Origin of the sequence: Streptomyces sp. NBC_01314 (assembly GCF_041435215.1) — a bacterium.
GTDB lineage: Bacteria > Actinomycetota > Actinomycetes > Streptomycetales > Streptomycetaceae > Streptomyces.
In genome coordinates this window covers 2,567,411-2,590,697 of record NZ_CP108394.1, presented here as the reverse complement: position 1 = coordinate 2,590,697, position 23,287 = coordinate 2,567,411, and the positions used below count along the sequence as shown (strand labels likewise).

19 protein-coding genes are annotated in these 23,287 nt (G+C 70.2%); 9 read left to right on the top strand and 10 right to left on the bottom strand.

Translation table 11 applies throughout. The features are described from left to right. Positions 1–216 precede the first annotated feature (216 nt). Together OG622_RS11440 and OG622_RS11435 are read left to right on the top strand one after the other, a co-directional pair. Entirely contained in the window at positions 217–849 is a 633-nt protein-coding gene (locus OG622_RS11440; protein WP_371575435.1) for a hypothetical protein, read from the top strand. A gap of 223 nt (positions 850–1,072) precedes the next feature. Next, on the top strand, positions 1,073–2,761 hold the full coding sequence (locus OG622_RS11435) for a heme peroxidase family protein (protein WP_371575433.1): 1,689 nt from the start codon (positions 1,073–1,075) through the stop codon (positions 2,759–2,761). Positions 2,762–2,847: 86 nt separating this feature from the next. On the opposite strand, the gene OG622_RS11430 is transcribed toward OG622_RS11435, so the two are convergent. The 4 genes from OG622_RS11430 to OG622_RS11415 all read right to left on the bottom strand — a co-directional run bounded on the left by OG622_RS11430 (position 2,848) and on the right by OG622_RS11415 (position 5,352). Next, positions 2,848–3,270 carry an acyl-CoA thioesterase gene (locus OG622_RS11430; RefSeq protein WP_371575431.1) on the bottom strand — a complete coding sequence of 141 codons (423 nt, stop codon included), beginning with the start codon at positions 3,268–3,270 and terminating at the stop codon, positions 2,848–2,850. Positions 3,271–3,331: 61 nt separating this feature from the next. Next, positions 3,332–4,129, bottom strand: a complete 798-nt coding sequence (locus OG622_RS11425) for a hypothetical protein (protein ID WP_371575429.1) — start codon at positions 4,127–4,129, stop codon at positions 3,332–3,334. 47 nt (positions 4,130–4,176) lie between these two features. Then, positions 4,177–4,776 (bottom strand): histidine phosphatase family protein, encoded by a 600-nt coding sequence (locus OG622_RS11420; RefSeq protein WP_371575427.1) that lies wholly within the window; start codon positions 4,774–4,776, stop codon positions 4,177–4,179. Between the two features lie 42 nt (positions 4,777–4,818). Continuing rightward, positions 4,819–5,352 carry an HAD domain-containing protein gene (locus OG622_RS11415; protein WP_371575426.1) on the bottom strand — a complete coding sequence of 178 codons (534 nt, stop codon included), beginning with the start codon at positions 5,350–5,352 and terminating at the stop codon, positions 4,819–4,821. A gap of 104 nt (positions 5,353–5,456) precedes the next feature. Here OG622_RS11415 and OG622_RS11410 point away from each other — a divergent pair, with 104 nt between their 5' ends. Then, entirely contained in the window at positions 5,457–6,137 is a 681-nt protein-coding gene (locus OG622_RS11410) for a class I SAM-dependent methyltransferase (protein WP_371575424.1), read from the top strand. 28 nt (positions 6,138–6,165) lie between these two features. Here the strand turns inward: OG622_RS11410 and OG622_RS11405 are convergent, their stop codons facing one another. Then, positions 6,166–7,374, bottom strand: a complete 1,209-nt coding sequence (locus OG622_RS11405; protein ID WP_371575422.1) for a pyridoxal phosphate-dependent aminotransferase — start codon at positions 7,372–7,374, stop codon at positions 6,166–6,168. An 86-nt stretch (positions 7,375–7,460) separates the two neighbouring features. On the opposite strand from OG622_RS11405, the gene OG622_RS11400 reads away from it, so the two are divergent. Further along, positions 7,461–8,102: a winged helix-turn-helix transcriptional regulator gene (locus OG622_RS11400; protein WP_371575420.1), complete on the top strand. Its 642-nt coding sequence runs from the start codon at positions 7,461–7,463 to the stop codon at positions 8,100–8,102. Between the two features lie 364 nt (positions 8,103–8,466). On the opposite strand, the gene OG622_RS11395 is transcribed toward OG622_RS11400, so the two are convergent. The 3 genes from OG622_RS11395 to OG622_RS11385 form a co-directional block, all read right to left on the bottom strand. After that, entirely contained in the window at positions 8,467–9,261 is a 795-nt protein-coding gene (locus OG622_RS11395; RefSeq protein WP_371575419.1) for a hypothetical protein, read from the bottom strand. Positions 9,262–9,332: 71 nt separating this feature from the next. Next, entirely contained in the window at positions 9,333–10,601 is a 1,269-nt protein-coding gene (locus OG622_RS11390; RefSeq protein WP_371575417.1) for a VWA domain-containing protein, read from the bottom strand. A gap of 120 nt (positions 10,602–10,721) precedes the next feature. Continuing rightward, positions 10,722–12,224, bottom strand: a complete 1,503-nt coding sequence (locus OG622_RS11385) for an IucA/IucC family protein (RefSeq protein ID WP_371575415.1) — start codon at positions 12,222–12,224, stop codon at positions 10,722–10,724. Between the two features lie 347 nt (positions 12,225–12,571). On the opposite strand from OG622_RS11385, the gene OG622_RS11380 reads away from it, so the two are divergent. Beyond that, positions 12,572–14,293 carry an IucA/IucC family siderophore biosynthesis protein gene (locus OG622_RS11380; RefSeq protein ID WP_371584069.1) on the top strand — a complete coding sequence of 574 codons (1,722 nt, stop codon included), beginning with the start codon at positions 12,572–12,574 and terminating at the stop codon, positions 14,291–14,293. Between the two features lie 103 nt (positions 14,294–14,396). Here the strand turns inward: OG622_RS11380 and OG622_RS11375 are convergent, their stop codons facing one another. Further along, positions 14,397–15,125 carry a spermidine synthase gene (locus tag OG622_RS11375; RefSeq protein WP_371575414.1) on the bottom strand — a complete coding sequence of 243 codons (729 nt, stop codon included), beginning with the start codon at positions 15,123–15,125 and terminating at the stop codon, positions 14,397–14,399. 102 nt (positions 15,126–15,227) lie between these two features. Continuing rightward, entirely contained in the window at positions 15,228–16,913 is a 1,686-nt protein-coding gene (locus OG622_RS11370) for a ribonuclease J (RefSeq protein ID WP_371575412.1), read from the bottom strand. Between the two features lie 251 nt (positions 16,914–17,164). Here OG622_RS11370 and OG622_RS11365 point away from each other — a divergent pair, with 251 nt between their 5' ends. From OG622_RS11365 to OG622_RS11350, 4 genes are all read left to right on the top strand, one after another. Further along, complete coding sequence (locus OG622_RS11365; RefSeq protein ID WP_371584470.1) at positions 17,165–17,311, top strand: hypothetical protein; 147 nt, start codon at positions 17,165–17,167, stop codon at positions 17,309–17,311. An 856-nt stretch (positions 17,312–18,167) separates the two neighbouring features. Further along, the gene (locus OG622_RS11360; protein WP_371575410.1) at positions 18,168–18,350 is read left to right on the top strand and encodes a hypothetical protein; all 183 of its coding nucleotides are present in this window, start codon (positions 18,168–18,170) and stop codon (positions 18,348–18,350) included. Between the two features lie 744 nt (positions 18,351–19,094). After that, entirely contained in the window at positions 19,095–20,159 is a 1,065-nt protein-coding gene (sbnA, locus tag OG622_RS11355; protein WP_371584068.1) for a 2,3-diaminopropionate biosynthesis protein SbnA, read from the top strand. Further along, positions 20,159–23,287: an amino acid adenylation domain-containing protein gene (locus tag OG622_RS11350; protein WP_371575408.1), complete on the top strand. Its 3,129-nt coding sequence runs from the start codon at positions 20,159–20,161 to the stop codon at positions 23,285–23,287. Before sbnA ends, OG622_RS11350 begins: the two co-directional genes overlap by 1 nt.

Here is a 23,287-nt window from a genome sequence, read left to right as displayed (position 1 = left end):
TCCGGGGTGCGGTGGGGGGGTACGCCATGGGAGGAATACCCGCCGAAACCGCACTTGTGAACTGACACAGGGCCACACGGGGGAGAACCCGGCGTGAACGGCTCCTTGGGCCGCGCCGGCCCACCTCGCCAGAGGCGAGGGCCGGGACCAGAGCGGGACTCCGTGATATCCACGTATGACTGACGGTCGATCATGGAATGAACGGGGTGGGCGACGATGCTTCAGAAGGCGCGCGGCGTGGCCATGGGTCTCGCACTGATACTGGCGCCGGCCGGCTGCTCGGATGACGGTGACTCGGGGGGCGGGGACGGGGGCGGCGCGGGAGGCGGTGCCGCCGACGCGCCGTTCGCCCCGTCCCAGCCGGCCCAGGCCATCCCGAGCAAGCTCGTCGCCCCGAAGGGCTGGAAGGGGATGGAGCCGAGTGTCCGCGACGGTGCCGAGGCCCGGAAGTTCTGCGAGCAGGCGGCCCAGTGGGGCTGCGCCGGGCTCACCGCGTTCGCGACCACCCGGTACCTCATGCTGGAGAGCGGCGGCGAGACCGACGCGGACTTCACACTCCTCGCATACGACTCCGTCGAGAGCGCCAAGGCGGGCATGAAGACGATGGTCGCGGAGAACCACGAGGGCGACCCGGGCACGATCAAGCCCCTCACCATCGACGTGGGCGCCGATGAGACGGACGCCTACGCGAAGGACGGGAAGTTCACCGTAGCGGCACTGCGTGTCGGCACCGTCGTCGCGCTCGTGATCGGTGAGTCCCTGCCCAAGGAGCATGACCTGCGGTCATTCGCGACGACACAGGTCCAGCGCATCACCACCGCCGCCACGGGCAAGAACCCCGACGCCTGAGCGCCGCGCGACGTCTACGTTTGTCCCTCACGGAGTGGGCGGGTACGTCGATTTGAGTAGATTTCCTGGTTCGGGAACCCCTCGCCGCGCGCGGCACGTTGTCGGGAAGCAGGGATTTATCCGAATGATCGCTTTGCGTCCGGTGGGGGCCGTTACCGACGGGGAGAACCGGTAAGTCCGGTTGTGACCGTTCGCGGAGCAGGGGGACAGAACGGGGACATTCATGGTGCATCGACACCATCGCGAGACCTACTACGTCGTCAACGAGGGCCGGATCCTGGAGTTCGAGAAGGGGGACGCGGTCGCGCGCGTACCGAGCGCGATCGAACAGCAGATGGCCTTCCGCTTCTCCCGGTTCGGGGAGAAGGGAGTCCAGCTCGACGAGGCGCTGCGCGGCAAGCTGGCCGAGGCCATGACCACCGGCACGGGCGGCACCGACCCCGACTCGGGAGAGCCGGGGACATCGATCCCGGCGGGCTTCACGTACCTCGGGCAGTTCGTCGACCACGACCTGACCCTGGACCGCACCCAGGTGGGGCTGGGTGAACCCGTCCCGGTCGAGGATCTGGTGCAGGGCCGCAGCCCCGCCCTCGACCTGGACTCGCTCTACGGTCTGGGCCCGCACCACGCCGGCAGCGCCCGCTTCTACGAGTCCGACGGCCGCCTCAAAATGGGCACCACGCTCGGGGTGGGCTTCCCGCCCGAGTCGTCGTCCAACATCGACCACGAGGGCTTCGACCTGCCGAGGGCCGGCGAGGCGGCCGGCGGCACCCGGGCGGACAAGCGCGCCCCGCTCATCCCGGACGCGCGCAACGACGAGAACCTGGCCGTCGGCCAGCTCCACCTGGCGTTCATCCGCTTCCACAACCGCGTCGTCGACCTCCTCGCCGAGCGCGGAGTGCCCGAGCACCGGCTGTTCCAGGCGGCTCGGGACATCGTCGTGAAGCACTACCAGTGGGTGCTGCGCACCGACTTCCTGCCGCGCATCGTCGACCCGGACATCGTCGAGCGCGTCTTCACCCGAGGGCGCAGGCACTTCGAGCGGCCCGGGTACACCCGCCCCGGCGACCTGCCGACGATGCCCATCGAGTTCTCGGTCGCCGCCTACCGGCTCGGCCACAGCATGGTGCGCGGGGCCTACCAGTGGAACAGCGTGTTCCGTGCGGGCGGACCCGGCCCGATCGCCTCGCTCGGCCTGCTGTTCCGGTTCAGCGGCACGGCGGGCAACCTCACGCCGGGCCCGAACGACCTGAGCGACCTCGACGACCCGAACGCGGGGGAGAACCTGCGGCTGCCGAGCAACTGGATCGTCGACTTCCGCCGGCTGTTCGACTTCGGCGAGATCGGCCGGGACGACCTGGTCGTGCCCGAGAGCGAGTTCAACGTGGCCAAGCGCCTCGACACGCTCCTCGTCGACCCGCTGGCCACGCTGCCCACCGGCACCTTCGGCGGTCGTGGCCGCCCGGCCCCGCCGCCGATCCAGCGCAACCTCGCGTTCCGCAACCTCACGCGGGCCGCGATGGTCGAGCTGGCCACCGGGCCGCAACTGGCCGCCCAGATGGGCTTCAAGCCGCTGACGGAGGACCAGATCCTGCGGGGCAACGGCGGCGCCGTCCTGGAAGGCCTCTCCGACACCGAGCGTGCCCAGGTCGTGGAGCACACCCCGCTGTGGTTCTACGTCCTGCGCGAGGCCGAGGTGAACGAAGCCCGCCCCGGCAGCCTCACCGGCGTCGGCGGCACCCTCGTCGCCGAGGTCTTCCACCGCGCGATCGAGGGCAGCCGGAGGTCGATCGTGAAGCATCCGGGCTGGCGTCCGACCCTCCCGTCCCACCGGAAGGGCAGGTTCACGATGACGGACCTGCTGCTCTTCGCCTTCGAGAACGACCCGGAGCTGCTCAACCCGCTGGGCTGAGCGACTGCCGGTCGTGGCTCATCCGGCTCTCCGGACCGTGGGCGCGTGCCCACGGTCCGGACCGCGGGGGCCCGGTGCGGCCGCCCTCACAGTCCGAACAGTGTGGGGTCCGAGGCCAGTGCCCGGAAGTGTTCACGAGGGTCGGCCACCAGCTTGCGGATCTTCAGGTCCATCAGCCCGCCCACGCCGGTGATCTCGGCCGCGACGGTGCCGTCCGTCCTGCGTACGGTCTGCTCGACGCGGAACGTCTTTCCCTCACCCCACACGAAGAGACACGTCACCTCGACCTCGTCGCCGGCCAGCAGCTCCCGCCGGTATCTGATCGTCGACTCCAGCGCCACGGGCCCGATCCCCTTCGCCATCAGGTCGGCCTGACGTATCCCGGCGGCCCGCAACAGCGACCACCGGGCGTGCTCTCCGTACTGGAGATACACGCTCTGGTTCAGGTGCCCCTGCACGTCGGTCTCGTACCCGCGCACGGTCACCGCGACGGAAAACGGCTCGGCCATGGCTTCCCCCTAACTGAGGCGAACGGAACGCACACCAGCTTACTGAGCGCTTGCTCAGCAGCTAGGCCCGCCTCGGTGAGGCCAGCAGATACCGCTCCCGCGTACGGGGATCGGTGTGCTCGCTCACCTGCCAGCCGACCCTCTCCAGAGTCGCCGCACAGGCCCCCAGCGCCTCAGCGTCGGGCTCCCGTACGGAGACGGCCTCCGGCTGGGGAGTGGCCCGCACGCGGTAACCGCGCCCTGCCCGCGCCGCGTTCACGCCCGCGGTGTTCGCGCCGGCCGGGTCCGCACCCGCCGCCTTCACTCTCACCGTGTCCGTACCCGTCGCGTTCGCACCCGTCGCGTTCGCACCCGTCGCCTTCACTCCTGCCGCGTTCGCACCCGTCGTGTCCATGCCCGCCGGCTCCGAACCCGCAGGTCGATGGCGCGCGGCTTCCAGTGCCAGCGCGGCGGCCTGCACCAGATGCGTGCGCTCCCAGCCGCACGGGCGGTCCGTGGCGCCGTCCGGATTGGTCATCCGGCGCAGCTCCAGGAGCCCCTGCCAGGCGCTGTGCACCTCACGGGTGCGCGCCGGCCCGGTGGCGGCTGCCTCCTCACCGCCGACCCGCGCGGCGAAGACACCGCTCCCGGCGGGGGCGTCGTCCTTCGGAGCCGCCTCCGCGACCTCGGCTGGTGCCGTGTCCCGTATGCGATGCCCGGCCGGTGTGAGGAAGTGGCCGTGCGGCGGGCGCGGATGCCGGAAGGCCAGCCCCCGCTTCACCAGCGCCGCGAGCTGCGTCTCCGTACCCGTCAGCCGCCCGGTCACCGGCTCGGCGGCGTCGATGATCCGCCGCTGGGCGGCGGTCGGCGGTCGTGTCACGGCATCCTCCCTCACCCGAGCCGGACGTGGATCACCCCACTCGAAGACTACGAGGCGGGTCTGACATTCCACCCCGCGACGACCGGACGCCCGTGCTCCGTGCCGAGTCGGCAGACCGTGCCCGTGGCCAGCTGGAACAGCGCGCCGCCGGAGGCGGGCAGCCCGAGATAGCGGGCCGTGAGGACGCGCAGGAAGTGCCCGTGCGCCACGAGCACCACACTCCCCTCGGTGTTCCCCAGCGCCGCGTGCGCCTTCGCCAGCATCCGGTCGGCGCGCGCCCCGACCTCCTCCGGGTTCTCCCCGGGGTGCTCCGGCGGTCCGGGCGCGACCCCGTCCGTGAACAGGAACCAGTCCGGCCGGGTGCGATGGATCTCGACGGTCGTGACCCCCTCGTACCCGCCGTAGTCCCACTCGACGAGATCCGCGTCGACGCGCGCCCCGTTGAGCCCGGCCAGCTCCGCGGTCTCCCGGGCCCGCTTCAGGGGGCTCACGAAGACGGCGCCGACGCGGTGCGAGCCGAGCAGCGGGGCGAGGCCGCTCGCCTGCTCACGGCCGTGGTCCGTCAGTGAGATGTCGGTCCAGCTGGTGTGCTGCCCGGACACCGACCACTCGGTCTCACCGTGCCGCACAAGAAGAAGATCACCCATGCCTCAAGGCTACGAGGCCGCCGCACCGACGACGTCCATGCCTCACAGGGCACGAGCCCACCGCTCCAACTCCGTGAACTCCTCCTCCCGCAGCCCCCGGCGCGGATCGATCCGCAGCAGCAGTGCCGGAGTGCCGTGGTGCTCGGCCACGTGCCGTACGTCGAGGTCGGTGATCATGTCGTCGACCCAGACGAACGGTCGTCCCGCCGCCCACTCCACAACCCGCCGGGTCTTCCAGTACAGCCCGTCCGCATCCGTGGCGAAGAGGTTGTCGAACTCGATGACCGGCAGATCGCGCGGCAGCCCGATCACCGGCCCGATCATCTCGTTGGCCTCGTGCATCCAGGTCGTCGCCCACGCCAACTCGTACGGCAGCGCGAGCAGTCGCTTCCCGTGCGCCGGATTGAGCCGGATCCGCAGGCCCCGGCGCAGCCGCCGGGACCCCGGTGTCTGCCGTGAGGACCAGTTCGCGGGGTGCACCCGGCGGGTCACATAGCCGCGCGGACGACACCACCGGGCGCCGAAGGGGTTCAGAGGGCCGTCGACATCGAGGAGGAGCAGCGGTCGGTCAGTCATGGGGGAGGTCTACCCACTCGCCCCGGGGCCGCTTCACCTCCGGGCGGGAGCGAGGATCGTGATTCTCTCCGCTCGCCTCGGAGTCGGGAACTACTGTCGCGAGCATGGTCGAACACGATGCCCTCGGCGCCACCCGCGAGGCCTACGACGCTGCCGCCTCCACCTATGCGCAGCTGTTCCGCGACACGCTGCGTGACAGTCCCCTGGACCGCGCGATCCTGGGCGCCTTCGCCGAGGTCGCCCGTGCGCGTGGGGACGGTCGGGTCGCGGACCTGGGGTGCGGGCCCGGCCATATCACCGCTCATCTCGGTGAGTTGGGGCTGACGGCGTTCGGTGTCGACGCCTCTCCCACCATGGTCGAGTTGGCCCGGCAGGCCTATCCGGGCCTGCGGTTCGACGTGGGCTCGATGGCCGCGTTGGACATCGCCGACGGAGCGCTGGGCGGCGTACTCTCACGTTGGTCGATCATCCACACTCCGCCGCCGGAACTCCCCGTCATCCTGGCGGAGTTCCATCGCGTGCTGGCTCCTGGCGGCCACCTTCTGGTCGGCTTCTCGGCGACCGATGATCCGGCTCACCCGACGCAGGTCTTCGATCACGTCGTCGTGCCGGCCTATCGGTGGTGGCCCGATCACCTCGCCGCGCTGCTGCGCGGGTTCGGGCTGACGGAGGTGGCCCGGCTGGTTCGGGAGCCTCAGCCCACCGACCGGAGGCAGTTCCAGGAGGTTCAGCTGCTCGCCCGCAAGGCCCAGCCAGGGGACGCCCCTGACAGCCCTGCTCCCTGACAGCCCTGCTCCCTGACAGCCCCGCCCCCTACTGCCGGTACCCGCTCAGGAACCGGCCGATCCGGCTGATCGCCGCGTCCAGGTCGTCGGCGTGGGGGAGGGTGAGAATGCGGAAGTGGTCGGGGGTGGGCCAGTTGAATCCGGTGCCCTGGACGACCTGGATCTTCTCCCGCAGGAGCAGGTCCAGGACGAATTTCTCGTCGTCGTGGATCCTGTGGACCTTGGGGTCGAGCCGGGGAAAGGCGTAGAGGGCGCCCTTGGGCTTCACGCAGGAGACGCCGGGGATCTCGTTGAGCTTCTCCCACGCCACGTCGCGCTGTTCGTACAGGCGGCCGCCCGGGGTGGTGAGGTCGGTGATGGACTGGCGGCCGCCGAGCGCGGCCTGGATGGCGTACTGGGCGGGCGCGTTGGCACACAGCCGCATGGAGGCCAGCATCGTCAGCCCCTCCAGGTAGTTGCGGGCGTGCTGCTTGGGGCCGGTGACGACCAGCCAGCCGGAGCGGAAGCCCGCGACGCGGTACGTCTTGGACAGGCCGCAGAAGGTGAGGACGACCAGGTCGGGGGCGAGCGCGGCGGCCGAGTGGTGGACGGCGTCGTCGTACAGGATCTGGTCGTAGATCTCGTCGGCGAAGACCATCAGGCCGTGGCGGCGGGCGAGGTCGAGGATGCCCTCGATGATCTCCTTGGGGTAGACCGCGCCGGTGGGGTTGTTCGGGTTGATGATGAGGACGGCCCTGGTGCGGTCGGTGATCTTCGACGCCATGTCGTCGAGGTCCGGGTACCAGTCGGCCTGCTCGTCGCAGAGGTAGTGGACCGCCTTGCCGCCGGCGAGGGTGGTCACCGCCGTCCACAGGGGGAAGTCGGGGGCGGGGATCAGGATCTCGTCGCCGTCCTCGATGAGTGCCTGTACGGCCATGGAGACCAGCTCGGAGACGCCGTTGCCGAGGAAGACGTCGTCCACGTCGACTTCGAGGCCCCGCTCCTGGTAGCGCTGGGCGACCGCGCGGCGGGCCGAGAGGATGCCGCGCGAGTCCGTGTAGCCGTGGGCCTGCGGGAGCATCCGGATCATGTCCTGGAGGATCTCCTCCGGCGCCTCGAAACCGAAGAGGGCGGGGTTGCCGGTGTTGAGGCGCAGGACGCTGTGACCAGCCTCCTCCAGTGCGTTGGCGTGCTCGATCACAGGGCCGCGGATCTCGTAACAGACCTCGCTGAGCTTGCTCGACTGCCGGAACTCCATGCGCTCTCGCCCTCCGGTTTACTGTGTTGCTTGGTTTTACCAAGTAGACGCTTGGAAAGTCCAATGACTTGTCTAGACTGCGTCCCATGTCACCTCGTCGAAGCTACGACCAGTACTGTTCCGCCGCGCGGGCGCTCGACCTCGTCGGTGACCGCTGGACCCTGCTGATCGTGCGTGAACTGCTGGCCGGGCCGCGTCGCTACACGGACCTGCACGCGGACCTGCCGGGAGTCAGCACGGACGTCCTCGCGTCGCGACTGAAGGACATGGAGCGCGACGGGCTGGCCACGCGGCGCCGGCTGCCGCCGCCTGGGGCGGCCTACGTGTACGAACTCAGCGCGCGGGGGCGACAGTTGCTGCCGGTGCTGCAGGCACTCGGGGTGTGGGGGGAGGGTGCGCTCGGGGAGCGCCGGGCGACGGATGCGGTACGGGCGCACTGGTTCGCCTTGCCGTTGTTGCGGGGGCTGGAGAGTGGGAGCGCGGGGAGTGCCGGGCTTGTCGAAGTCCGGTTGGAGGAAGGGGAGTTCCACGTGCGGGTGGGCGCCGGGGAGGGGCCGGTGTACGGGGACGGGCCCGCGCCCGGGGAGGCGGATGTACGACTGTCGCTCGACGCGGACACCTGCGGTGCGCTCGGCCGGGGGGAGTTGGGGCTGCGGGAGGCGGTGCGGCAAGGTCTGGTTGAGGTGGTGGGGGAGGGCGCTCTCGCGAAGGAGTTGCGGGAGGCCTGAATGGGGGACGTGGGTTCATCGTCGGCTGCGGGTCCGGTGGGGGCTGGTCGCGCAGTTCCCCGCGCCCCTGAAAGACCCGGCCCGCGCCCCTGAAGACCCTCGGGCCTGAAGACCCGGGGGCCTGATGACCCGGCCCTCGGCCCTGAAGGACAGTGGCCCTCGGGCCTGAGGGCAACGGGGTTTTGGCGGGCCTGAAAGGCAGCGGCCCGCCGGGCTGAGAAGCAGGGCGCAGCCCCTGCTTCTCAGGGGCGCGGGGAACTGCGCGACCAGCCCCCACCGGACCCGCGGACGAGATCGAGGCGGGCGCGGCCGACAGCGCAAGGCCCGCCGAACCGGCATGGTTCGGCGGGCCTTTGACGAGTGGTCAGGCACCCGGCGGTGGCACCCGGGTCGGCCGGCCCGCACCCCGGGTCAGGGAGTAGCCGCCGATGCCCGCCAGCGCCGCCAGCGCCGCGCCGAGCGCCGTCCAGACCCAGCGGTCGCTCCACCAGCCGGAGGCCCAGCCGTCGTCGGGTTCGAGGGAGGACAGCACGGCCTCGGTGGACGAGTCCTCGTCGTCCTCCTGGGACGAGGTGACGGCGATGCCGGGTACCAACGGCCGCGCCAGCGAGCCGTCGACGGCCGCGGCACCGCCGATGTCCTTGGACTCGGCCTCGACCTCGGTGTCGACGGGCAGACCCAGGTCGGCCGTGGCCAGCCGGGTCGTGGTGAGGCGGACGTAGTACGTGCCCGGCAGCGGGTCGTCGGCCCACTGCTCCGACCAGGCGCGGACGGTACGCAAGGTGCAGGACAGTTCGACCGAGCCCGCCCCCGCGGCGGCGGTCCGCGTCTGCGCGCCGTACTGGCAGGCCTGGCGGCGCCGCAGTCCGTCGTACACGTCGATCTGCCAGGTGGAGGAGGACTCGGCCCCCTCGGGCAGCTTGACGCTCGCCCGTACGGTGGGCCGTTGGCCGGCGTCGGCAGGGAACGACCAGTACAGGTAGTCGCCGGTCGAGGCGCTCGCCGTGGCGGTCTGGCCCTGCTCGAACTCCGTGGCCGTACGGAAGGACGTGCCGGCCTCCGTGGGCGCGTCACCGTCCTCCGAAGGGCTCGCGGAGGGGGTGGAGTCGGCGACGGCGGGGGAGACGGCGGTGCCGAGCAGCAGGAGCCCGGCCGTCATCACCTGGGCCAGTGCCCTCTTCGTAGCTCTCTTTGTACTGGTCCTTGTACGCAACATGCCTGTGATTCGCATCAGTTGGTCCTCCAGACCGCGAGCCGCCAGCGTGACAGCCAGCCCCACAGCACACCCGCCAGGAATCCGACGAGCACCAGCACACCGAGCAGCCACCAGCCGCGGCCGAGGCCGAACGAGGCCACGTCGCTCGCCCGGTCGGGCCCTTCCACGACGTCGACGGTGATTTCGAGCGGCAGACCGGGCGTGGTCTTCACGCCGCTCGCCGGCGAGTAGGAGTGGGTCACCTGCAGACACACGGACTCGGCGACGTCCTCGTCCTCCTCGTCCTGGGCCTCCGCCTTCGGGTAGCGCAGACCGGTCGAGATGGTGTCGGTACGGCCGTTGCCGGCCGCCTCGCCGCGTACGATCTCGCGGTTCTCGCCGGTCACCGCGCGCAGCAGCACGCCGTAGTCCGGGTTGACGTCACGGTCGGCCGCGACGCTCACCGACGCGCGCAGCTCCTGGCCCGGCTTGACGTCCACGCGGTACCAGCGCTGCCGGCCGAACTCCTCGCGGTCGGTGTACAGACCCGACGTGAGCTTGGGCGCCTGCGCACACGCCCCGGCGCCCTCGACGGCCTTCGGCACGACCACCGGGTCGGCGGCACGGTCGACCAACTGGTTGACACGGTCGGTCAGTTCGTCGCGGTGCTCGATCGAGGTGTACGAGCCGCCGGTCGCCTCGGCGATGCAGCTCAGCTGAAGCCGCATCTTGGCGTTCGGGACCAGGCCGAGCGTGTCGATGGTCAGGCCGATGCCCTTCGCCGCGATCTCGCGGGCCACCTCGCACGGGTCGAGCGGGGCGCAGGTGTCCTCGCCGTCGCTGATCAGCACGATGCGTTTGGTGCCCTCGCCGCCCTCCAGGTCGTCGGCCGCCTTCAGCAGCGCGGGGCCGATCGGGGTCCAGCCGGTCGGAGCGAGCGTCGCCACCGCGGTCTTCGCCTCGGTGCGGTCCAGCGGCCCCACCGGGTAGAGCTGCGCGGTGTCCTTGCAGCCCGTCTTCCGGTCGTCACCGGGGTAGTTGGCGCCCAGGGTGCGGATGCCGAGCTGGACCTCCTCGGGTGTGGCGTCCAGTACCTCGTTGAACGCCTGCTTCGCCGCGGCCATACGGGACTGGCCGTCGATGTCCTTGGCCCGCATCGAACCGCTGACGTCCAGCAGGAGGTTGACCTTGGGCGCGGTGGCCGTGGTCTCGTCGGCGACGGCCGTGGTCGGGACCGCGATCCCGGCCGTCAGGACGGCGAGCAGGGCGAACACCCCTGCTGTCAGCCGTTGTCTTGTGATCATCGGCGGATCCTATTGATCCAAGGGGTCCCGCTTCAAAACGAGACCACCTGTTCACCGGGCGGACAACGAGTCCGACCCCGAACCCGTCGCTCGCCGCCGGACCCCCTCGAACCCCTCCGCTCACCGAAACGGACTCGACACCTCCGCCCAGATGTCGCCGGGCCGCTCCGGCGAAAGTCGCATCAGCGTCAACGCCTTCGTCGGTACGGGCCCCTCCAGCAACGTGCCGAGATCGGGGGTGCGCGGCAGATCCCGTACGGCGGTGGCGAGCGCCTCGCGCAGGACGGGTGTCGAACCGGCCGTGGCGCCGAGCGAGCCCGTGATCAGGGCGCCGAACAGCTTGCGGCGCAGGGTGGTCTCGTCGTCCGTGATGATGCGTCCGGTCATGGCCGGGGCGGGGATGCCGTGCCGGGCGAGACGGGCGGGGCTGACCCGGATGTCCGCGAGGTCGCGGTAGACGAGACGGCGGGGGGCACCCGACGGGGACAGAACCACGAGGAGGTTCTGACCGTGCGCCTCCAGGGCCACGCCCAGATCGAGCAGCCGGAGAGAGACCGTGAGCGCGAGCCGGGTGAAGTCCGCCAGCCAGGACGGCGACCGGGGCAGCTCGGTCGCCGCGAGCGCGGCCACGGGCAGCACCCGCTCGCCGGTCGCCGTGTCCGCGTACGTCTCCGGCGACTCACGCAGCACCGCCGCCAGATCGGGCGAACCGGCGGTGACCGCGCCCAGCGTCCGCGTCACGTGCAGCAGACCGTCGGTGCGGGCGGCGACGTCCGCCATGAAGTCCGACACGATCGCCGACGTCTCGATCGAGTAGACCGAGATGTCCCGCACCGACGAGGTCAGCCGGGCGCTCAGCGCGGTCTTGACGTGCGGCCCGCCGTCCGCGAGGGCGAGGGTGCGCAGGGACATCAGCGGATGGGCCTCGATCACCTCCCCCGGAGGGCACTTGAGGACATGGGCCGCCTGCCACGGATGCACCGGCACCAGCACCCGCCCACCGTCCCGCAACTCCGCCGGCCACTCCCCGACGACCAGCGCGTCGTCGGCGGGCGCCAGCCCCAGCCGTACGACCTGCCGGTGCTCCGGCCCGTAGGCGAGCTGGTCGCTCGCCGAAAAGCCGGGCCGGGAACGGCAGTTGGGGTGGAAGGGATGCCCGTCGACGATCAGCTGCTCCCACTCCCAACTGGTGGCCGGGGGTGTGGCGGACGCCGCCTGACCGGCGCGGGACAGCGCCAACGAGGCCACACTGTGGTCGAGTTCGGCGGCGAAGGCGGCGCTGTGCGGAACGGCCAGGGCGGTCATGAGCCGTGCCGGACGATCGTAGGACCGCTCGTCGAACCACACCTCCTCGACCTGAGCGGCGGTGCCGTACGGGTCCACGGCCGGGCCGTGCAGCCGGCGGCCGTCGGCGAGGTGGAGCGTGACCCCGTCACCCCCGGCCGCGTCCCGGCGCATCACCCAGGGCAGCGGCTCATGGACGAGGCCCCGCCACAGCCGGGACAGCACGGCCGCTCGGGCGCCGGGCAGCGCGGTCGTGTACGGCAGCGTCAGATCGGGGCGTACGACGCCCAGTTCGGCGCCGAGTGCCGCCTCGGCGTCGGACAACGGGTGACGGTCCACGGACGGGCTCCTCGGGTGCGGGACGGGGTGGCGTGGGCGCGGGTATCAGGTTCGGGGCCGGGGGGCCCAGGAGCGAGGGCGAGGCAGGGCGGGGGCGGGTACGGGTACGGGACCCGCATCGGCATCGACATCGGCGTACGACCACTGCCCGCCCGCCTCCGCCGCGACGCACGACGGCAGCGCGACGGGGTGCTCCGTGGCCGCTTCGCGACAGGCGGCGCGAGGCGACCGGTCCCCGAACCCGAACGGACGGAGCATGGCCGATTCCCGCCGGAACGGCGCACGACCGCTTCACGGCGAAGCGTCACGGGCAGAGATACTGATCACGAGTGCACCGTATGGAACGAATGGACCCCGTGGACGCCAACCCGCCCCGCGACGACGCCAACCCGCCCCGCGACGACACCGACCCGCCCGGCGATGACACGGACCCGCCCGGCGTTGTCGATGCGTCACCTGACGTCGATTCGTCACGCGACAGCATCGGTACGGCCGCCGACGCCCACGCCGCCGCACCGCTGCTCAACTGTCTGCTGCGGGAGGCGGGAGAGCCGGTGGAGTCGTCGGGCGCGACCGTGGTGCACCGTCTCAGGGCCGACGGCCGCCTCCTGCGGGTACGCGGCACCCGGCGCCCCACCTGCCCCGAGACGCGCACGGCGGGCAGCTGGCACCCGCTCACCCACACCGAACTCGTCAAACTCACCGCCGAGGAACTGCGCGCCCTCACCGGCCTGTCCAACTCCGAACTGCCCGCCGAGATGCTCGACAGCCGCGAGGCCGTGGCCGCCCTCCTCACCGCGCGCGCCCACACGCCGGCGCCCGAGGGCCCGTACCGGCGCTCCGAGCAGTCCCTGATCACCGGCCACCCGTTCCACCCCGCCCCCAAGGCCCGGGGCGGCGGCCCGGTCGCCGGCTGGCTGCCGTACGCGCCCGAGGCGTACGCCCACTTCCCGCTGACCCTTCTCGGTGTTCGCGAGGACGCGGTGGTCGAGGAGGGTGACACCACCGCCCTCGACACGCTCGGCTCGGCCCCGCCCGGCTACCGGCTCCTTCCTGCCCACCCCTGGCAACTCAACCTGCTGGGCGAGGGGTTGGCGGACGCGTTCGCCGACGGCCGCCTCGTACGCCTGGGCGCGACGGCGGGCGAGGTATGGCCGACGGCGGCGATCCGCACGGTGTACGTACCCGAGGCCGCGTCCGGGACCGAGTCCGGCACCGCATCCGGGACACCGTCCGGCACCGGGCACGGGTACGGGCCCGCAGGCGCCCCGGCCGGCTTCGATTTCTTCCTCAAGTTCAGCCTGGACGTGCGGATCACCAACGACATCCGCCGCCTGTGGCGCCACGACCTGCTCAAGCTGCGCCGTACGGACCGGGCGGTCACGGAGGCCTTCGCCGGGGCGCCGGGCGCCTGGCTGAGCGACCGGGGTTACCGCACCGCCGACTTCGCCTTCGAGGAGCTGGCGGTACTGGTGCGGGACGGTCTGCGCGGCCGTCTTCCCCCCGGCACGACACCCTTCCTCGCCGCCGCCCTCACCGAGGACACCGTGGCCTTCCCGGGCAACCCGCTGGCCCACGCCGCCGACCCCGAGGCCTGGTGGGAGGCGTATCTGCGCGCGGTCGTACCCCCGGCTCTCGCGGCCTTCCACGGCCACGGTGTCGTCCTGGAGGCCCATCTGCAGAACACGCTCGTCGCGTGCGACCCCTCAGGGACGCCCGTGCGGGCCGTCTACCGGGACGCCGAGGGCGTGAAGCTCCTCCCGGACGTGACACGCGAGGCGGGCTGGGAGCGGCTGGTCTACTGCCTCTTCGTCAACAACCTCCTGGAGATCGCTGCGGCCCTGGCCGAACACCACCCGGAGGTCGACCCCTGGCCCGCCGTACGCAGGCAGTTGGCGCGCCACGGCGAAGTACCGGAGATCGCCGGCCTCCTCGACTCGCCGACGCTGCCGGGCAAGACGAATCTGCTGCTGAGGTGGACGGGAGCGGACGGCGCGGACGCGCGGTATCTGCCGCTGCCCAACCCGATCAGGCGGACGCCCGGCCGAAGCGGCCGAACGTCTGCCTGATTCACCGTGGCCGGTGCGCTGCCGCGCGAAGTGACCGCTGTTCGCTACGAGACCCCGCTCCGCCGGTCGGAGCGGGGACGGGACATCGCCCGCCGGGTTTCTCCTACGGCGTGTCCGGTGCCTTGCCGGCCAGGTAGACGGTGTTGGTCGAGGTGCCGCCCTGCAGGGGGTTGTCGAAGGCGACGACATGGGCCGCCGCTCGTGCGAAGACCTCGGTGAGCGCGGAGACGAACCGGTCGTCGGGCGGGTCGTTGGACCACAGGGCGAACACCCCGCCGGGGTGGAGGTGAGCGGCGAGAGCGCGGAGCCCTGCGGGCTCGTAGAGCGCCGCGTGACGCGGGTGGAGCACATGGCGCGGTGAGTGGTCGACGTCCAGCAGGATGGCGTGGAAGCGGCGGCCCGGCTCGTCGAGGTCCAGGCCCCCGGGGTCGGCGGCCAGCGCGAAGAAGTCGCCGTGGACCAGGCGGCAGCGTTCGTCCGACGTGAGCCGGGCTCCGAGGGGCACCAGGTGCCGCCGGTGCCAGTCGATGACCTCGGCGAGCGCGTCGATCACGGTCAGTGAGCGCACCCGGGGATCGTCCAGAGCCGCCTGGGCGGTGTAGCCGAGTCCGAGTCCGCCGACGGCTACGTCCAGTTCGGTGTCCGGCAGTTCCGCCAGGGCGAGTTCGGTGAGCGCGATCTCGCCGGTGGTGAAGAGGCTGGACATCAGGAACTCGTCGCCGAGTTTCACCTCGTACACGTCGTCTCCCGAGACCGGGTGCCGCCGTCGGCGCAGACTGATCTCGCCCATCGGTGTCGGTTGCCAGTCGATCTCCTCCAAGCGCAGGCTCATCCGTTCACCTTTCTGACATTCGTGGACGCACGGGGCGGTTGCCGACGTGGCGAGGCATGTTCCGCCGCCGTGCGGGAGCGGGGAGCCGGGGTGGCGGCCCGGTCAGGCGTCGATGATGACGGGGATGATCAGCGGCCTGCGGCGGTGGGTGCGGAAGGCCCAGTTGGCCACGGCGCGGGCGATGAGCTGTTCGAGCTGGTGGGCGTCGCCGACACCTTCCTGGGCGGCGGTCGCCAGCGTCTTCTCGATGACGGGGATCACCGGCTCGAAGGTGGCGTCGTCGTGGACGAAGCCGCGAGCCAGGAAATCGGGGGCCTCGGCCAGCCCACCGGTGTCGGCGTCGACGATGGCCACGACCGTGATGACGCCCTCCTGGGCGAGGGTGACCCGGTCCTTGAGGGACGCCTCGGTGGCGCCGCCGACTTCCATGCCGTCCACGTAGACGTTGCCCGCGGGCACCTTGCCGGTGATGGAGGCGCGGCCGTCGACGAGGTCGACGACGACCCCGTCCTCGGCGATGACGACCCGGTCGGGGTCGACGCCGGTGCGGATGGCGAGGTCGGCGTTGGCCCGCAGGTGACGGAACTCGCCGTGCACGGGCATGACGTTGCGGGGTTTGACGATGTTGTAGCAGTAGACGAGTTCGCCGGCGCTGGCGTGGCCGGAGACGTGCACCTTCGCGTTGCCCTTGTGGACGACGTTGGCGCCCCACCGGGTCAGGCCGTTGATCACCCGGTAGATGGCGTTCTCGTTGCCGGGGATGAGGGAACTGGCGAGCAGGACGGTGTCGCCCTTGCCGACGCGGATCGGGTGGTCGCGGTTGGCCATCCGGGACAGGGCGGCCATCGGTTCGCCCTGGGATCCGGTGCACACCAGGGTGATCTGGTGGGCGGGGAGCTTCTCCAGCTCCTTGGTGTTGACGAGCAGGTTGGGCGGGACCTTGAGGTAGCCCAGATCGCGGGCGATGCCCATGTTGCGGACCATGGAGCGGCCCACGAAGGCCACCTTGCGGCCGTGCTGGTGGGCGGCGTCCAGGACTTGCTGGATGCGGTGCACGTGGCTGGCGAAGCTGGAGACGATGACCCGCCGCGGTGCGGTGCGCATCACCTGTTCGATCGCGGGGTTCAGTTCGCGTTCGGACGTGGTGAAGCCGGGGACCTCGGCGTTGGTGGAGTCGGTGAGGAACAGGTCCACGCCCTCCTCGCCGAGGCGGGCGAAGGCGCGCAGGTCGGTGATGCGGTCGTCCAGAGGGAACTGGTCCATCTTGAAGTCACCGGTGTGCAGCACCATCCCGGCTCCGGTGCGCAGGGCCACCGCGAGGCTGTCCGGGATGGAGTGGTTGACGGCCACGAACTCGCAGTCGAAGGGGCCGAAGCCGCGCCGGTCGCCCTCACGCACGCGCACCGAGCGGGGCCTGATGCCGTGCTCCTTGAGCTTGGCCTCGATGAAGGCGAGGGTGAGCTTCGAGCCGACGAGGGGGATGTCCGCCCGCTCCCGCAGCAGATAGGGCACGCCGCCGATGTGGTCCTCGTGGCCGTGGGTGAGGACGATGGCGACGATGTCGTCGAGGCGGTCCCGGATGGAGGTGAAGTCGGGCAGGATCACGTCCACGCCGGGCTGGTTCTCTTCCGGGAACAGCACACCGCAGTCCACGATCAGCAGCTTGCCGGCATGCTCGAAGACGGTCATGTTCCGGCCGATTTCGCCCAGGCCGCCCAGGGCGGTGACCCTCAGTCCTCCCTCAGGGAGTGGCGGGGCGGCTTTCAGTTCTGGGTGCGGATGGCTCATACCCTCACGTTATCGAAGAGTGCGCCGTGCTGATCCACTGCCTGCACCATCTACCGCCTGCACGGTGGATGCGAGGCGCTGCGCGCTGCCAGGCGTGGCACCGCGGGCTCGGACATTCCTCGCGGGCGATCACCCTCGGTTACTATGCTCACTTCATGCCGTGGGCCCGGGGGCGAGAGCAGGGGGCGGACGGCATCGAACGGACTGCTGGGGAGGCAGAGGATCCGCGCGACCATGGATTGCAAGATCAATTGGGCAGGTCGCCTGAGGAAATACTGAGGGAAGTCAGCGCGACCCGCTACATCGAACCGCTCCGGGCGGGCGGCTCCGTCCCCGGGATCGTCGAGGCCGACGACCTGGGCACGTACGTCGTGAAGTTGTCCACGAGGTGGCGCTGACCTGTGGTGATGCAGCTATCCCTGCGGCTGACCTGCACAGATGCTTCTTTCGGAAGATTCTCCCCAGGGAAAGCCGACGTCGCCAGCGGCAACGAGGCGAAGAGCCCTCCCTGTCGTAGGCACGTTGAGTGACTGCCGAGGGGCTGGGGCGCTCTGAAGTGGTCGGCTCTGCCGTGCTCGGTTGCCACGGGCTGAGGGCCACTCTTTCGGCTCTATGCAGCGTGCGGGAGCGCGGTGTGGGCTGGGTCTGCGCACAGGCGGTCCGCCCTGAACGAACGGCAGCGCGCTCTTCTCGAACGCGTCGCGGCCGGTGAAGATCCTGGAACCTGGTTGCCGGGGGACTGGCGCTCGGCCTATGCCCTGCGCGACCGTGGGCTTCTGACGGTCGGCAGGGCTGGCGGGCATGGCCATGCGGAGGTCACCGCGGCTGGCCAGTTCTACCTCCGGCACGGCCGTCACCCCGAGGATCCAGCGTTCGAGGGCGGTCGCGCCCAGGAGGTGTCTGCTGGGCCTCCAGCGTCAGCGAAAGTAGGCGGGCGGCGCGAAGAAGCGCGTCGCAAGCGCAGTGCGACACCGGACAGTGAACGGCCCATCGCTCGTGCCCGACGGGCGAAGGCGCAGGAATTGATCCAGCGTCTGGTCGCGGAGGGGGGCGTCCGTCTCGTCGATCCCGATCCCGATGACGACGAGGTCGCGGAGTGGCGGCGCGTCGTCGATTACGCGAAGCGACACGGGCCTGGAACCGCCAGGCAGGCGCATCGAGAAGGTCCGCTTCGGTGCCCGTGGATTGGAGAGGTACCTCACCGAGGGCCCGCATCCCAACTCACGGAGCCAGCGGCCGAAAGGCGGCTCGTCGGTGGTCCCGGCCCCGACGCGACTGACGCTCGTAGAGGTCGCGCGGATGGGTCCGCGGGCCTGCCCGATGCTCGCCCCGGGCTCCGTGGAGGAGATCCTGGAGGCGTTCGGGCGGCAGTGCCGGATCCAGTACAAGCCGCACGCCGGAGCGATCGAGGTCCGTGACATCGGGTGGGCGGGCTGATCAACTCGGCACGCGTGAAGGCGCGGGGGGAGCTCGGTCAGCGGTGGCGGATCTCCCCGGCCCAGTTCCGGAGCTGGTCTTCGAGGCCAGGTTGTCGCCGCGGGCCACGGTCTGGAGCAGTTGGGCGCACATGGTCGCTTCGCCGGCGAGGCCGACCGGGCTGCCCAGGAAACGAGGAAGGCGTCGCGGACGCGTGCGGCGACGTCCTCTTGAAGCAGCGACCGGGCGTGGAGCGTGGCGGCATCGAACCCCTCCGGAGCCCACTCGCCACCCAGCAGTTTCAGCACCTCGCCCGTCCGCCGGGAGCGGATGTTACCCGCGGTTGCACAGTCACTACCCTCAGGAATCGGTCAGAAAAGCGCGCTGTCGGAGCGTCGCGAACGCGCAGGGTTTCAGTAAGTGTGCATCCCGCGGCGCGCGGGTCGGGGTGCTGCCCACCCTCGAATGAATCCCATTCCCAAGGGGGTTCCCAACCTCACGTGCCCCCTTGGTCACACTCAGTCATGAGACATTGGCGGCATGTCGGTTTTATTTCTCTCATCTGAATGCTCCTGATGCGACGCCTATGGGGTAGTCGATCATAGGTTCACTGTGAATGTTTCAAGCCATTCGGGTGCGCACCTCACAGGATCGCCCGGCTACAGTTTTCTGGTCTCTGCCGTACGAGTGCCCTCCGTTCCGTGTGTGGCCGTGACCTCTCGGCAGGGCGGTGTGGCGTCCGTAGTGCGGTTGAATCGGAAAGTGATGACAGGAATAACCCATGGGGTGCCAAGGGATCGAATTCCCCAAACTTCCGCTGGTGTTCATTTAATAGCTTCCCCGTCGGAATACATTCCGGACGGTATTTACCTCGACCTTTCGCGGTCCCTTGGTCGGCGTGTGCATCTGAAATGCGAGGGCCTCAACCTCACAGGTTCCGTGAAGGTCAAGGCTGCGGTTGAGATGGTTGATTCCGCGGAGCGGTCCGCACTCCTGCGGCCGGGTGGCCGCATCGTCGAGTCGTCCTCGGGCAGCCTCGGTGTGGCGCTCGCCATGATCTCTGCCGATCGTGGTTACGACTTCACCTGCGTCACCGACAACCGCTGCAACGAACGCAACCTCCGCCTCATGCGGGTGTACGGGGCCAATGTCGTCGTCATTGACGAGCCAGATCCTGTCGAAGGCCTGCTCGGGGCCCGCCTGCGGTATGTCGCCGACCTCTGCGCACGCGAACCGGACGTACTTTGGCTCAACCAGTACGCCAATGACAGCAATTGGATCGCTCACTACAAGACCACCGGCCCGTCGATCGCGAATGCCTGCCCCGACGCGGAGATGGTGTTCATCGGAGCGGGCACGACCGGCACGCTCACCGGGTGCGCACGTTATCTCAAGCAGGTCGGGCATCCGGCCAAAATCATCGGCGTCGACAGCACCGGTTCCGTGACGTTCGGCGGACCGCCCGGGCCTAGACATATTCCCGGACTCGGAACGGGCCGCCGCCCGGAGATCGTCGATGAAAGCGTCATAGACGAGATCATCATGGTTCCGGAAGAGGACGCCATCCGCATGTGCCGGACCATGGCCGCGCGCGGTTATCTCTTCGGCGGATCCACGGGAACCGTACTCGCGGGAATGATGCATCGAATATCCATGGAACGGGCCGATATGCCGGTCGTCGCAATTTCCCCGGATTTCGGTGAACGATACCTGGATTCCATCTACGACGACGAATGGGTCAAGGACCGGTTCGACCTGGGTGGCGGTACCGCGCAGATCACTCGCCGCCGGGTGGCGGTACCGGTGGCAGACGGCCAGGGGGTCATCTGATGGCTGAGCAGCACAACATCATAGGACTGTTCGAGAAGCAGGCACAGGAGTCGCCGGACAGTACAGCGGTCGTCTTCGGCGACGACCGGCTGACCTACCGGGAACTGCGCGAAGAGGCACGTCGTGTGGCCGGTCGGCTGCGAGGGCTCGGGGTCGGCCCCGAGACCCTTGTCGGCATGGCGTTTCCGCGGTCCGCGGACGCTGTGGTCTGCATGCTCGGGATCGTCCTGGCAGGCGGCGCCTACCTCCCCGTGAATCCTGCCTTCCCCGCCGAGCGGCTCAGTCGTGTGCTCGGCGACGCGCGTACACCCTTGGTGGTGTGTGCCCCCGAGACCGCCGAGACCATGCGCCGGGCACTCCCGGAGGGCACCGTCCTGCGCACGCTCCCGGAGCTGTTCGCCGAGGACGCCGCGTCGGCGGACAGCGAACTGCCGCAGGCCGTCCCCGCGGACGCCCTGGCGTACGTGATGTACACCTCCGGCAGCACCGGGCGCCCCAAGGGCGTCATGGTGGAACACCGGGGGGTGGTGCGCCTGGTCAAGGACACCGACTACTTCGGGTTCTCACCGGGCGAGCGTTTCCTGCTGACCGGAGCCCTGGAGTTCGACGCCTCGACCTTCGAGATCTGGGGCGCGCTCTTGAACGGGGCCGTCCTGCACATCGTCGACCAGGAGACACTGGTCGTCCCGCAGCGTCTGAAGCGGGCCCTGAAGCAGGCGCAGGCGACGGTCCTCTGGCTGACCGCACCGCTGTTCAACCAGCTCGTCGACGAGGACGTCCTGCTGTTCGAGGGCCTCGGCACGCTCCTGGTGGGGGGCGACGCCCTTTCCTGTCCCCACGTGAACCGGGTGCTCGAGGCCTGCCCGGACCTGCGGCTGCTCAACGGCTACGGCCCCACCGAGAACACCACCTTCACGACCGTCTTTCCTGTCGAGCGCTCCTACGAGTCGGCCATTCCGATCGGCCGCCCGATCGCCGGGACCACCACCCGTGTTCTCGACAGCGACCTGCGTCCGGTGCCGACCGGACAGATCGGCGAGCTGTTCACCGGGGGCCTGGGGCTTGCGCGCGGCTACCTGCACAACCCCGAGGCGACGGCGAAGAGTTTCCTCACGCTCGACGGCGAGCGCTACTACCGCACCGGCGACCTGGTCAGCGCGGACTCCACGGGCGTGCTGTCGTTCCACGGCCGCAGCGACGACCAGGTGAAGATCCGCGGCCACCGGGTTGAGGTGAAAGAGGTCAACAGTGCACTCCTGGACGTCCCGGGCGTGCGCGACGCGCACACCGCAGTCCAGGACTCCGCAACGGGAAAGAAGCTGATCAGCTACGCCGTCACGGACCAAGAGGGCGACGAGGACATCGTGCTCAGCGAGCTGCGGCGCCGTCTCCCCTCGTACATGTGCCCGGAGCGGATCGTGCGGATCCCCCGGTTGCCGCTCAATACCAACGGCAAGGTGGACATCACCCGGCTGCCCGCTCCGGCTGCCTCCGTACGCCCCTTTACCGGGCGGCTGAGCCCCGAGGAGGAGAAGCTGGCCGCTCTCTGGGCGGAGGTGCTGCACCGCGAACCCGAGCTGATCGGCCCGGACAGCGACTTCTTCGAGCTGGGCGGGACATCCATCACAGCCGGAGCCCTCATCGGCAGGATCGGGCGCGTGCTGGGTGTGGCGCTGAGCTTCCAGGAGCTGTTCGCCACGCGCACGCTGCGCGGCATGACGCGCAGCGTGGCGGAGGGCGAGCCTCAGGCCTTCGCTGCCATCGCGGAGATACCGGCCGGCGGTGACCTGCCCCTGCATCCTCAGCAGCGTGGCCTGTACGCCCTGTGGCAGCTCGACGAGGAGTCGCTCGCGTACAACATCCCGGCGCGTCTGGACGTGAGCGGGCACCTGGACCCCGAGCGGCTGCGGACCGCCCTGCGGCAGCTGGCGGGGCGTCATGACGCTCTGCGGACGCACTTCGTCACCGAGGTGGACGCTCAGGGCGGGCCCCAGGTGCGGCAGGTCGTCCAGGGCGCGGTGAACGTGCCGCTCGAGGTCCTGTCCCGTTCCGGGGCGCGCACGGACGAGGACGTCGTCGCCCGGTTCGTCCGCCCCTTCGACCTGGGGAACGGCCCGCTGCTACAGGCTCTGCTCGTGCAGGACGAGGACCGTGACGACCGCCTTTATCTGGACGTTCACCACATCGTCTTCGACGGGGTGTCGCTCGCGCTCCTGGTCGACGAACTCCTCGACCTCTACGTCGGCGTCCGGCCCGAGGAACCAGCCGCCACCTACGCCGCGGCCGGCCGGTGGCTGGACGGAGAGCTGGAGGCCGGTCGGTTCGCGCGGGACGGTGCGTACTGGCTGGAGCGGTTCCGGGACGCACCGCCGCCCCTGGACCTGCCGACGGACCACCCGCGTCCCGCCATCCGCAGCACCCGGGGGGCCGTGGTGCGACGCGAGCTGGGGACGGCGTGTCAGGACGCAGTGCGTCGTTGCGCCGCCGCTCACTCGGTCACCGACTTCTCCGTCCTGCTGATCGCCTACGCCACCGTACTGGCCCGGCTCAGCGGGCAACGGGAACTTGTCGTCGGTTGTCCGATGAGTGGGCGGGTGCATCCCGATCTGGACCGTGTGATCGGCATGTTCGTCAACACGGTTGCGCTGCGCCTGCAGGTCGACGACAGCGCGACACTGGGTGACCTGCTGGCCCAGGCCGGCCGTGAGCACCGCAGCGGGCTGACCCACCAGGCCTATCCGTTCGACCGGCTGGTGGAGCAGGTGGCGCCTCAGCGGGATCTGAGCCGCAACGCGCTTTTCGACGCCTTCTTCGCGCTCCAGAACATCGACTTCCACGTCTTCCGCAAGCACGGGCGTCGCGTCACGGTCTCGCTGTTGCATCCCGGCACCAGCCGCTTCGACCTCAACCTGCAAGCATACCAGCGCCCGCAGGGGCTGCGCCTCGAACTCGAGTACTCAACCGCTCTGTTCACGCGGCAGTCGGCGGAGTCCCTGCTGGAGCAGATCGTGGCCGCCCTCGACGAGGTGCTGCACCGTCCCGGTCTTCCCGTATTCCCGCCGGCAACCAGGTCCGCCGAGCCGCCGACGGCCGTGCTCACCGCACCTGCCACCGACTTCGCTTTCTAG

Bases quoted from the DNA above. Each gene is read 5' to 3' on its own strand.
- OG622_RS11350 (WP_371575408.1), top strand. From the start codon at position 20,159: ATGGCTGAGCAGCACAACATCATAGGACTGTTCGAGAAGCAGGCACAG.
- OG622_RS11380 (WP_371584069.1), top strand. From the start codon at position 12,572: ATGGACCCCGTGGACGCCAACCCGCCCCGCGACGACGCCAACCCGCCC.
- sbnA (WP_371584068.1), top strand. From the start codon at position 19,095: ATGACAGGAATAACCCATGGGGTGCCAAGGGATCGAATTCCCCAAACT.
- OG622_RS11395 (WP_371575419.1), bottom strand. From the start codon at position 9,261: ATGACGGCCGGGCTCCTGCTGCTCGGCACCGCCGTCTCCCCCGCCGTC.
- OG622_RS11375 (WP_371575414.1), bottom strand. From the start codon at position 15,125: ATGAGCCTGCGCTTGGAGGAGATCGACTGGCAACCGACACCGATGGGC.
- OG622_RS11415 (WP_371575426.1), bottom strand. From the start codon at position 5,352: ATGACTGACCGACCGCTGCTCCTCCTCGATGTCGACGGCCCTCTGAAC.
- OG622_RS11405 (WP_371575422.1), bottom strand. From the start codon at position 7,374: ATGGAGTTCCGGCAGTCGAGCAAGCTCAGCGAGGTCTGTTACGAGATC.
- OG622_RS11435 (WP_371575433.1), top strand. From the start codon at position 1,073: ATGGTGCATCGACACCATCGCGAGACCTACTACGTCGTCAACGAGGGC.
- OG622_RS11430 (WP_371575431.1), bottom strand. From the start codon at position 3,270: ATGGCCGAGCCGTTTTCCGTCGCGGTGACCGTGCGCGGGTACGAGACC.
- OG622_RS11370 (WP_371575412.1), bottom strand. From the start codon at position 16,913: ATGAGCCATCCGCACCCAGAACTGAAAGCCGCCCCGCCACTCCCTGAG.
- OG622_RS11390 (WP_371575417.1), bottom strand. From the start codon at position 10,601: ATGATCACAAGACAACGGCTGACAGCAGGGGTGTTCGCCCTGCTCGCC.
- OG622_RS11420 (WP_371575427.1), bottom strand. From the start codon at position 4,776: ATGGGTGATCTTCTTCTTGTGCGGCACGGTGAGACCGAGTGGTCGGTG.
- OG622_RS11410 (WP_371575424.1), top strand. From the start codon at position 5,457: ATGGTCGAACACGATGCCCTCGGCGCCACCCGCGAGGCCTACGACGCT.
- OG622_RS11400 (WP_371575420.1), top strand. From the start codon at position 7,461: ATGTCACCTCGTCGAAGCTACGACCAGTACTGTTCCGCCGCGCGGGCG.
- OG622_RS11440 (WP_371575435.1), top strand. From the start codon at position 217: ATGCTTCAGAAGGCGCGCGGCGTGGCCATGGGTCTCGCACTGATACTG.